The sequence below is a fragment of the Streptomyces turgidiscabies Car8 genome (genome assembly GCF_000331005.1).
In the GTDB taxonomy this organism is placed as follows: Bacteria; Actinomycetota; Actinomycetes; order Streptomycetales; family Streptomycetaceae; genus Streptomyces; species Streptomyces turgidiscabies.
Window position 1 is genome coordinate 1 of record NZ_AEJB01000250.1, and the last position, 10188, is coordinate 10188.

Genomic DNA, 10188 nt, shown 5'->3' on the forward strand with positions numbered 1-10188 from the left:
CCGCTGTCGTTCGTTCTGGCCGCCTGCCGGCTCAGGCGGGCGTCGGCACCTGTGCCGCGAGCAGGCCCGGCAGCCGCGTCGTACGGGCCTTCGCCGGGACCTCCGCGACCGCGCGGGCCAGTGCCTGGTCCACGCCGTGCACCACGGAGAGGTGTCGTTCCGCGCGGCCGAAGGCCGTGTAGACCCAGGGCCGGGTCAGCGAAGCGGCCGCGTCCCCGGGCAGGACCACGACGGCGGCCGGCCAGCGCAGCCCGACCGCCTGGTGCGCGGTGAGCGCCCACCCGTGCCGCACACTCGTCTCCACCAGCTCCTTCGGTACGACGACGGGGGCGCCGTCGCACTCCAGGTGCAGTCCCTCCGCGTCGGCCTTGACGACCTGCCCGGGCACCGTCCGGCCGGGTGAGGGGGAGTACGCGATCCGGTCACCCGGGTCGAAGCCGCCGAAGCGGCCCGGGCCGGGGTTCAGCCGCTCCTTGAGGGCGGAGTTGAGCGCGCGGGTGCCGGCCGGGCCACCGTGCCCCGGTGTGATCACCTGGGTCTGCTCGGCCGGAACACCGAGCGCCCTGGGCACCGAGTCCGCGACGAGCTGCACCGTCCGGTGCACTGCCTCGCCCGCGTCCCGCACGGGGACGATCACGACCTCCTTGCCGGGCGCCTCGACCTGGGTCAGCTCGCCGACGGAGACGCCGGAGACGAGTTCGCCGATCGGCCCGGGATCGGGCGTGCGCGAGACGACGTGCGGGCACGCGCGCGCGGCGAGCAGGTCGGCGAAGACCCGCCCCGCCCCGGCCGACCACAGCACCGCCGGATCACCGCTCAGCACCAGCCTGGCCCCGTCGGGCAGCGACTCCACGACCATCGCCGCGCTCTCCACGTCGAGCTGCGGCGCGTCCAGCACGACCAGCAGATCGAGCCCGAACGCCCCCTCGGCGTCCCGCCCGGGCCCCTCGGCCCCGGCCAGCAGCCCCGCGACGGTGACGACGGAGTCCGAGTCCGGTTCGACGGAGCTGTCCTTCGCTGCGAGAAGTGCCGCGAAGCGGCTGCGGCCGTCGGGTGTGTGGGCCGCCGCGCAGACCCGCAGGCCCAGAGAGCGGGCCGCGGCGACGAGGGCGGCCGGTTCGGCGCGAGCCGCGTCACCGCCGGTGTGCAGCACGAGGCCGTTCCCGGCGACGGCACGGACCAGCTCGGCCGCGGAACCGGAGCCCGCCGCCCCGGCCGACGACTCCCACTCCTCCGAGGACGCCTCCTTGGGCAGCGAGTTGACGATCCGGGCCAGCCCGTCGGCGAGGCTCTCCTCGGCGAGCGCGTACCGCTCCAGCCCGATGAGCACGCGAACGGGGCGCTCGACGGCCTCTCCGTCCTCCCTGTTCTCGTCGTCCTCGCCGGCCGCGGCCTGCCCTGCGACTTCCTCGACCGCGTCCTGGAACTCCAGGGCCTCGCCCTCGGCGACCGCGCTCTGTACGGCGGTGTCCGGGTCGGGCACGGCACGCTGGGCGAGCGCGGCGGTGAGCGCGGCGACGTCCAGGACGGTGTGTCCGGCCAGGGCGGCCTGCTCCAGCAGCCACACGGTGACCGCCTGGCCCCGCCGTTCGTCGTCCGGACCGCACTCGGCGCCGAGCAGCGCCCGCGCGAACCCGTCGGCCTGCTCGGTCCGCACCCCGGCGACCCGCAGCAACTGCCACGGATCCGCGCGCAGTTGTCCGTCCGCTCCGTCACCGAGCACCGAGACGACCTGCGGCGCCAGCATCTCCGGCGCCCCTCCTTCGGCCAGCACGCCCCGCACGGCCTCGACGGCTTCCGGCGCGGGGGCGGTCGAGACGGAGGGAACCGGGGAAGCCGGGGGCCGTGCGACAGGGCCTCCGGACGCGGACCCTGACGTGGATGTCGGTGTGGATGCGGATGTGGGCGGGGACTTCGGGGCGCGGAAGGTGACGGCCGACGCGGACTTCTCCCCGCTCTCCACGGCCCGGACCGCCGCCATGAGGTCGGCGGCCGTGCCGCTGAGCTTGGTGCCGCTCGCGACAGGCCCCTGCTTCTCGGCCTTGCGGCGCTCGATCCGCTCCCGCAGTTCCCGCTGCGCGGCCAGCTCGGCCTGGGCCTCGGACGGCTGCGCGGCAGCGCCACCACCCGCCTCGGCGGTCTCGGCCGAGGAGTCTTCGTTCGCGGGCTCCTCGGTGGTGCCCGGGGTCCCCGGCTCGGCTTCCTCCGTGGTGTCGGGCTCCGTGCTCACAGCGTGCTCCAGTCGTGATCGGGATAGCGGTGCACGGGCGCTGACACGTCGTCGAGCGCCCGGCAGATCTCGTCAGGAAGACTAAGGGGCTCCACTGACAACGCGGCCGTGAGCTGCTGCGCGTTGCGCGCGCCGACGATGGGCGCGGTCACACCGGGCCGGTCCCGGATCCAGGCGAGCGCCACCTGCAACGGCGTCACCGCCAGACCGTCCGCAGCGGTCTGCACGGCGTCCACGATGCGGCCGGCCGTCTCGTCGAGGTACGGCGCGACGAACGGCGCCAGATGCTCCGAGGCGCCCCGGGAGTCCACCGGGGTCGAGTTGCGGTACTTGCCGGTGAGGACGCCGCGGCCGAGGGGCGAGGAGGGCAGCAGACCGATCCCCAGGTCGAGTGCGGCGGGCAGCACCTCACGCTCGATGCCGCGCTGGAGCAGCGAGTACTCCAGCTGCGTGCTGGACAGCCGCGTACGTATGCCCGGTGCCGCGAGCTGCCAGGTCGCGGCCTTGGCGAGCTGCCAGCCGCAGAAGTTGGAGACGCCGGCATACCGGGCGCGTCCGCTGCTGACGGCGAGGTCGAGGGCCTGGAGGGTCTCCTCCAGCGGGGTGTCGGGATCGTAGGCGTGGATGTGCCAGACGTCGACGTACTCCGTGCCGAGTCGGGCGAGGGAGGCGTCAAGGGCGGCGAGGAGGTGACCGCGGGAGCCGTCGACGCGGCGGTCGGGGTCGGGGACGCTGCCGGCCTTGGTCGAGATGACCAGGTCGCGGCGCGGCACGAGCCCGTCCATGAGCCGTCCGAGCAGATACTCGGCCTCCCCGTCGCCGTACACGTCCGCGGTGTCGACGAGGGTTCCGCCCGCTTCCCAGAACGCCTTCAACAGGCCCGCGGCGTCATGCTCGTCGGTGTCCCGACCCCAGGTCAGGGTGCCGAGCCCGATCCGGGACACGCGCAGGCCGGTACGGCCGAGATGCCTCTGCTCCATGAACGCCGAGATTACTGGCCAGAACTGACCGCGTGGGTTGCCTGTGGACAACGGTTTCCCCGACCAGCGAGATCTCCGCCCCACCGCCGGAGGCCCACGCGCTAGGGTCGGTCCTCCAAGGGACGTTACTGATCGGTAAGGGGATCGGCCATGCAGCTCGGGATCAACCTCGGCTACTGGGGCGCCGGAATGGACGCGGACAATCTGGCCGTCGCGCAGGAGGCCGACCGCCTCGGCTACGCCGTCTGCTGGGCCGCCGAGGCCTACGGCTCGGACGCGGCCACCGTGCTCACCTGGGTCGCCGCCCAGACCGAGCGCATCGACGTCGGCTCGGCCATCTTCCAGATTCCGGCACGGCAGCCCGCGATGACCGCGATGACCGCCGCCACTCTCGACTCGCTCTCCGGCGGCCGCTTCCGGCTCGGCCTCGGCGTCTCCGGGCCGCAGGTCTCCGAAGGCTGGTACGGCGTCAAGTTCGACAAGCCGCTCTCCCGTACACGCGAGTACGTGGAGATCGTACGGAAGGCCATGAGCCGTGAACGGCTCTCCCACGAGGGTGAGCACTGGACGCTGCCGCTGCCCGGCGGCCCGGGCAAGCCCATCAAGCTGACCGTGCACCCCGAGCGCGAGCACATCCCGCTCTACATCGCCGCGATCGGCCCCAAGAACCTCGAACAGACCGGTGAGATCGCCGACGGGGCGCTGCTGATCTTCCCGTCCGCCGCGCACATCGAGGACACGGCCATCCAGTACCTGCGCGCGGGACGTGAGAAGGCCGGCAAGACCCTCGAAGGGTTCGACGTCTGCCCGACGCTGCCGCTCGCCGTCGGTGACGACAAGGACGTGGCGTCGCTCGCCGACACCTTCCGGCCGTACACCGCCCTGTACGTGGGCGGTATGGGCAGCCGCAAGCAGAACTTCTACAACCAGCTCGCCCAGCGCATGGGGTACGAGAAGGAAGCCGCCGAGATCCAGGACAAGTACCTGTCCGGCGACAAGAACGGCGCCGCCGCCGCCATTCCGCACGACCTGATCGACCAGACGACGCTGCTCGGTTCGGTGGACCGGATCGCCGACCGGATGCAGGCCTACGCGGCGGCCGGTGTCACCACGCTCACCCTCGCGCCGGCCGGCTTCACGCTCGACGAGCGGATCGCCTCGCTCCGCGCGGGTACCGACGCCCTGGAGCGCGCCGGACTCGCATAAGGAAAGTTCCGCGGCCGTGGTGGGGGCTCGGGGGTCTTCCCCGCCACGGCCGTCATGGAGCACAACGCGCCGCGGACCCGGCGGTTACGGCCCCCGGACCTCTGCGCGCACTCGTACTCACGTCCCGGCTGCCCCCGCCGGTCCCTCTTTCGGCGGAGTTGTCCCGCGCAGCTGTTGCAGCGTCCCCGGCACCGCATTTGACTCGTTGACTGACGCGTTCTTTGCGGAACCGCGCTGATCTGCGAGAGGTGCCTCTGATGCTTTCGGCCAGGAGTCTGTTCCAGGAGATCCTCGACAACGACGACTCCTTCCGCCTCTTCTGCTCCATCGCGGCCGGCGGGGAGTCCCAGGGCGGCTGGGAGAACGCGCGTATCGCCGCGCTCGTCCCGGCGAGCGAGCGTGCGCTCGCGCCCAGGATCACCCGCCACGGCGCGGACGAGGACAAGCACGGGCGGATCTTCAACGCCCTCATGAAGAAGCGCGGTCTGAAGCCCGTCGACGTCCCGGCCGACACCGACTACACGATGCTGCTGGAACGGCGGGGCATCGGTCTGTCGCACGAGAAGCTCAGGAGCGACGAGCCGCTGACCGTGCCGGACATCGTCACCTACCTCGCCCACAGCCGCGTCACCGAGCAGCGCGCCTCGGAGGAGATGGAGCTGCTGCGCAGGTACTTCGGCGACCACCCGGACCTCGGCCGCGCCGTGCGCATGATCTCCGACGACGAGGACAACCACCTCGCCTACTGTCACGAGGAACTCCTGCGCTTCGCCGCCGCCGGTCACGGCCGCGCCATCCAGCGGACGCTGCGCGAGTGCGCGCTCGCCGAGATCCGCGTCTACCGGGACGTCAGCCTCGCGGTCATGTCCCACATGGGGCGTGTCCTGGGCTGGTCCAGGCCCAAGGCGGCGCTCCTCGCGACGGGCATCCGCGCGGTGTACGTCTACGAGCGCGCCGTCGGCTGGCGCCGCATGGTCTCCCTGCGGATGCCCGATCGACGCGACGCCCTGGGCGGCCGGGAGACCACGGCACCCGAGTACGCCTGAGCGGCCCGAGGGCGGTCCGCGGTACCGCGACCGCGTTACAGCCAGCCCCGGCGCTTGAACATCCGGTAGAGCAGAACCTCGACCACGGCCATGCCCGCGATCAGCGCCGGGTACGACCACAGCCAGCGCAGCTCCGGCATGTGGTCGAAGTTCATTCCGTAGATCCCCGCGACCATCGTGGGGAACGCGGCCATGGCGGCGAACGCGGAGATCTTCCGCATGTCGTCGTTCTGCCGGACGCTCATCTGCGCGAGATGGGCCGACAGGACGTCGGAGACCAGGCGGTCCAGGCCCTCAACGGACTCGTTCACGCGCGTGAGATGGTCGCTGACGTCCCGGAAGAAGGGCTCGGCCTTCTCGTGGACGAAGGGCACGCGCGAGCCGAAGAGGCCCGTGCCCGCGAGCCTGCCGAGCGGTGCGGCGAGCGGGCCCGTGGCGCGGCGGAACTCCAGGATCTGCCGTTTGAAGGTGTAGATCCGGGACGCCGTGTGACGGGAGCCCCCGCCGGACGGCGAGAACACCTCCGCCTCCAGCTCCTCCAGGTCGGTGCCCAGTTCGTCCGCCACTTCCACGTAGTGGTCGACGACGGCGTCGGCGATCGTGTAGAGCACCGCCGTGGGGCCGTGCCGCAGCATCTCGGGCTCCGCCTCCAGCCGGTGCCGTACCGTCGCGAGGGGCGCCTCCTCGCCGTGCCGCACGGTCACCACGAAGGAGTCACCGATGAAGACCATGATCTCGCCGGAGGAGACGATGTCGGCCTTCGGCTCGTAGCCGACCGGCTTGAGCACCATGAACAGCGAGTCGTCGTACACCTCGAGTTTCGGCCGCTGATGCGCCTTGAGGGCGTCCTCCACGGCCAGGGGGTGCAGTCCGAACTCCTCCGTGACCTGCTCGAACTCCTTCTCCGTGGGTTCGTACAGCCCGACCCAGACGAACGCGTCCCCGACGTCGTGCGCGCGGCACTCGTCGAGGGCGTCGGAGAAGTCCGCGGGCCCGTCCGTCCGGCGTCCGTCACGGTAGATGGCGCAGTCGACGATCACGAGGGGCATTCTCCCGCCGCAGGGCCGGAAAAGCACCCCGGCCTCCCTCTGTGTGCCGTACGCCTACCCTGGGCCGCATGCCCACGCTGATCCTCGTCCGGCACGGACGTTCCACCGCCAACACCTCTGGAGTGCTCGCCGGCCGCACACCCGGCGTCGCCCTCGACGACCGGGGCGCCGCGCAGGCCGCCGCACTGCCCGGGCGCCTCGCCGAGCTGCCGATCTCCGAGGTCGTCACCAGCCCCCTCCAGCGCTGCCAGGAGACGATCCGGCCACTTCTCGACGCCAGGCCGCAACTGCGCCCGCACACCGAGGAGCGGATCTCGGAGTGCGACTACGGGGACTGGTCCGGGCGCAAGCTCGCCGAGTTGATGGACGAGCCCCTGATGCAGGTCGTCCAGGCCCACCCGTCCGCGGCCGCCTTCCCCGGGGGCGAGTCCATGCGGGCCATGCAGACGCGCGCGGCCGAGGCAGTACGCGAGTGGAACGCGCGCGTGGAGACCGATCACGGCGCCGACGCCGTCTACCTCATGTGCTCGCACGGAGACATCATCAAGTCCCTTGTCGCGGACGCGCTCGGACTTCATCTCGACCTCTTTCAGCGGGTGTCCGTCGATCCGTGTTCCATCACCGCGATCCGTTACACCCGTCTCAGGCCGTTTCTCGTCCGCCTCGGGGACACCGGGGACTTCGCTTCCCTGGCCCCGCGAGAGGAACCCACGGGCGACGAGGCCGCGGTCGGGGGCGGTGCGGGCGCACCGTGATCGTCGGCCGCAGTAGGGTGAAGCGGTCGCGGTAGCGCCGCGCACGACTTTCAGAGACGACTCAGCAGCACGACGCAGCAGACGACAGACGACGACATTCGATTCAATGGAGACAGGACGTGTCCCGTCAGGTGTTCCTCTACGACCCCCCGGACCGCTTCGTGGCCGGTACGGTCGGACTGCCCGGGCGCCGTACGTTCTTCCTCCAGGCCACCGCCGGCCCCCGGGTGACCAGCGTGGCCCTGGAGAAGACCCAGGTCGCGGCGCTCGCCGAACGCATGGACGAACTGCTCGACGAGGTCGTACGCCGTAGCGGCGGCAACGCCTCCGTCCCGGCCGTGGCCCCCACCGAGGTGTCCGACACCCGCCCCCTCGACACCCCCGTCGAGGAGGAGTTCCGGGTCGGCACCATGGCGCTCGCCTGGGACGGCGACGAGCAGCGCATGATCGTCGAGGCGCAGGCCCTGGTGGAACTGGACGCCGAGTCCGACGAGGACCTCGCCGAGGCCGAGGAGCGGCTCCTCCAGGACGAGGAGAACGGTCCACCGATGCTGCGTGTCCGGCTCAGCGGCGCGCAGGCCCGTGCCTTCGCCAAGCGGGCCCTCGACGTCGTCAACGCCGGCCGGCCGCCGTGCCCCCTGTGCAGCCTCCCGCTCGACCCGGAAGGACACGTATGTCCGCGCCAGAACGGATACCGCCGCGGAGCGTGACGGCCACCCGTACGCCCGCCGAACTGCTCGCCGAGGGTGAGCTGACCGTACGCGGGCGCATCCGCGAGGCGTCGAACGCGGCGCTGTACTGCACGGTCTCCTACGAGGGGCAGGAAGCCGCCTGCATCTACAAGCCCGTGGCCGGTGAGCGGCCCCTGTGGGACTTCCCCGACGGCACCCTGGCCGAGCGCGAGATGGCGGCGTACGAGGTCTCCGAGGCGACCGGCTGGGGGCTCGTACCGCCGACCGTGCTGCGCGAGGGGCCGTACGGCGAGGGGATGTGCCAGCTGTGGATCGACACGGAGGCTGCGGACGGCGACGGGCTGCTGGCCCTTGTCGAGGGTGAGGAAGCCGGGCCGGGGTGGAAGGCGATCACCCTCGCCGAGGTGGGCGAGGGGAAGACGGCACTGCTCGTGCACGCCGACGACGAGCGGCTGCGGCGGCTCGCCGTGCTCGACGCGGTGATCAACAACGCCGACCGCAAGGGCGGGCATCTGCTCCCGGGCGACGAGGGGCGGCTGTACGGGATCGACCACGGGGTCACCTTCAACGCCGAGAACAAGTTGCGGACCCTGTTGTGGGGGTGGGCGGGGGAATCGCTCACCCCGGAGGCGGTCGAGGTCCTGACGGGGCTCAAGGACGCCCTGGGGAGGGCGGCGCGCTGGCCGTACGGCTGGCGGAACTGGTCACCGGCGACGAGATCGAGGCCACCCGGGGACGCGTGGACGCGCTCCTGGCTTCGGGCAGGCATCCGGAGCCGAGCGGGGAGTGGCCGGCGATCCCCTGGCCGCCCGTGTGAGGTGCGCGGCGCCGACGGACAGGCGCTCAGGGCGGCACGTAAGCCCGTCGCTACGGCACTGAGACGAATCTCGCAAGACCCCCTTCCCGGCCATCTGGACCCGGTCCGGCTCGTATACGGAACATCCGTCCGGTTACGCTCATGACATGCATGCCTGGCCCGCTTCCGAGGTCCCCGCCCTGACTGGTCAGGGCCGCGACCTGAGGATCCACGACACCGCGACCGGTGCTCTGGTCACCCTCGACCCCGGTCCCGTCGCCCGTATCTACGTCTGCGGCATCACCCCGTACGACGCGACCCACATGGGTCACGCGGCGACCTACAACGCGTTCGACCTCGTACAACGTGTGTGGCTCGACACCAAGCGGCAGGTTCACTACGTCCAGAACGTCACCGACGTCGACGACCCGCTCCTCGAGCGGGCGCAGCGCGACGGCATCGACTGGGCGGGACTCGCCGAGAAGGAGACCGCCCTCTTCCGGGAGGACATGACCGCCCTGCGGATGCTTCCCCCGAAGGACTACATCGGCGCCGTCGAGGCGATACCCGGCATCGTCCCGCTCGTCGAGCGACTGCGGGACGCGGGCGCCGCCTACGAGCTCGAAGGGGACGTCTACTTCTCCGTCGCGGCCGACCCCGACTTCGGCAAGGTGTCCAACCTGGACGCCGACGCGATGCGGCTGCTGTCCGCCGAGCGCGGCGGCGACCCCGACCGGCCGGGCAAGAAGAACCCGCTCGACCCGATGCTCTGGATGGCCGCCCGGGAGGGTGAGCCGAGCTGGGACGGCGGCTCGCTGGGCCGCGGTCGCCCCGGCTGGCACATCGAGTGTGTCGCCATCGCCCTCGACCATCTCGGCATGGGCTTCGACGTGCAGGGCGGCGGCTCCGACCTCGTCTTCCCGCACCACGAGATGGGCGCCTCGCACGCGCAGGCGCTGACCGGTGAGTTCCCCATGGCCAAGGCGTACGTCCACGCCGGCATGGTCGCGCTCGACGGCGAGAAGATGTCGAAGTCCAAGGGCAACCTCGTCTTCGTGTCCGCGCTGCGCCAGGGCGGCGTCGACCCGGCCGCCATCCGGCTCGCCCTGCTCGCCCACCACTACCGGGCCGACTGGGAGTGGACCGACCGGGTGCTCGCGGACGCGGTCGCCCGGCTCGGGCGCTGGCGGGCCGCCGTGTCCCGGCCGGACGGGCCGTCCGCCGACGCGCTCGTCGAGGAGCTGCGCGAGGCTCTCTCGAACGACCTGGACGCGCCGGCCGCACTGGCCGCCGTGGACCGCTGGGCGGCCCTCCAGGCGGAGCGGGGCGGTACGGACGAGGGCGCCCCCGGCGTCGTCTCCCGAGCCGTGGACGCGCTGCTGGGCGTGGCGCTGTGACGGAGTACCCGTAGGTACCCGTAGTACGGGACAGAGG

General features: G+C 71.9%; 8 protein-coding genes and 1 pseudogene. 6 read left to right on the plus strand and 3 right to left on the minus strand.

What is annotated here, in order from left to right; all coding sequences use genetic code 11:
• Positions 1-31: 31 nt before the first annotated feature.
• Positions 32-2230 (minus strand): helix-hairpin-helix domain-containing protein, encoded by a 2199-nt coding sequence (locus tag STRTUCAR8_RS16375; protein ID WP_006376911.1) that lies wholly within the window; start codon positions 2228-2230, stop codon positions 32-34.
• Positions 2227-3210 carry an aldo/keto reductase gene (locus STRTUCAR8_RS16380; protein ID WP_006376906.1) on the minus strand — a complete coding sequence of 328 codons (984 nt, stop codon included), beginning with the start codon at positions 3208-3210 and terminating at the stop codon, positions 2227-2229. The genes STRTUCAR8_RS16375 and STRTUCAR8_RS16380 overlap by 4 nt, the downstream gene beginning before the upstream one ends.
• Positions 3211-3360: 150 nt before the next feature.
• Here STRTUCAR8_RS16380 and STRTUCAR8_RS16385 point away from each other — a divergent pair, with 150 nt between their 5' ends.
• Entirely contained in the window at positions 3361-4416 is a 1056-nt protein-coding gene (locus STRTUCAR8_RS16385; RefSeq protein ID WP_006376903.1) for an LLM class F420-dependent oxidoreductase, read from the plus strand.
• Between the two features lie 257 nt (positions 4417-4673).
• Complete coding sequence (locus tag STRTUCAR8_RS16390; RefSeq protein WP_006376905.1) at positions 4674-5462, plus strand: ferritin-like domain-containing protein; 789 nt, start codon at positions 4674-4676, stop codon at positions 5460-5462.
• Between the two features lie 35 nt (positions 5463-5497).
• Here STRTUCAR8_RS16390 and corA read toward each other — a convergent pair whose 3' ends face one another.
• On the minus strand, positions 5498-6502 hold the full coding sequence (corA, locus tag STRTUCAR8_RS16395; protein WP_006376907.1) for a magnesium/cobalt transporter CorA: 1005 nt from the start codon (positions 6500-6502) through the stop codon (positions 5498-5500).
• Positions 6503-6579: 77 nt separating this feature from the next.
• Here corA and STRTUCAR8_RS16400 point away from each other — a divergent pair, with 77 nt between their 5' ends.
• The 4 genes and pseudogenes from STRTUCAR8_RS16400 to mshC all read left to right on the plus strand — a co-directional run bounded on the left by STRTUCAR8_RS16400 (position 6580) and on the right by mshC (position 10151).
• A complete protein-coding gene (locus STRTUCAR8_RS16400) occupies positions 6580-7266 on the plus strand; it encodes a histidine phosphatase family protein (protein ID WP_006376909.1) in 687 nt (228 codons plus the stop codon).
• 119 nt (positions 7267-7385) lie between these two features.
• Positions 7386-7976 carry a DUF3090 domain-containing protein gene (locus STRTUCAR8_RS16405; RefSeq protein ID WP_006376908.1) on the plus strand — a complete coding sequence of 197 codons (591 nt, stop codon included), beginning with the start codon at positions 7386-7388 and terminating at the stop codon, positions 7974-7976.
• Positions 7940-8775, plus strand: a pseudogene (locus STRTUCAR8_RS16410) (SCO1664 family protein). Before STRTUCAR8_RS16405 ends, STRTUCAR8_RS16410 begins: the two are co-directional and overlap by 37 nt.
• A 146-nt stretch (positions 8776-8921) precedes the next feature.
• The gene (mshC, locus tag STRTUCAR8_RS16415) at positions 8922-10151 is read left to right on the plus strand and encodes a cysteine--1-D-myo-inosityl 2-amino-2-deoxy-alpha-D-glucopyranoside ligase (protein WP_006376910.1); all 1230 of its coding nucleotides are present in this window, start codon (positions 8922-8924) and stop codon (positions 10149-10151) included.
• Positions 10152-10188 lie beyond the last annotated feature (37 nt).

Coding starts and splice junctions, on each gene's coding strand:
- STRTUCAR8_RS16400 (WP_006376909.1), top strand. CDS start 6,580: ATGCCCACGCTGATCCTCGTCCGGCACGGACGTTCCACCGCCAACACC.
- STRTUCAR8_RS16390 (WP_006376905.1), top strand. CDS start 4,674: ATGCTTTCGGCCAGGAGTCTGTTCCAGGAGATCCTCGACAACGACGAC.
- STRTUCAR8_RS16385 (WP_006376903.1), top strand. CDS start 3,361: ATGCAGCTCGGGATCAACCTCGGCTACTGGGGCGCCGGAATGGACGCG.
- mshC (WP_006376910.1), top strand. CDS start 8,922: ATGCATGCCTGGCCCGCTTCCGAGGTCCCCGCCCTGACTGGTCAGGGC.
- STRTUCAR8_RS16380 (WP_006376906.1), bottom strand. CDS start 3,210: ATGGAGCAGAGGCATCTCGGCCGTACCGGCCTGCGCGTGTCCCGGATC.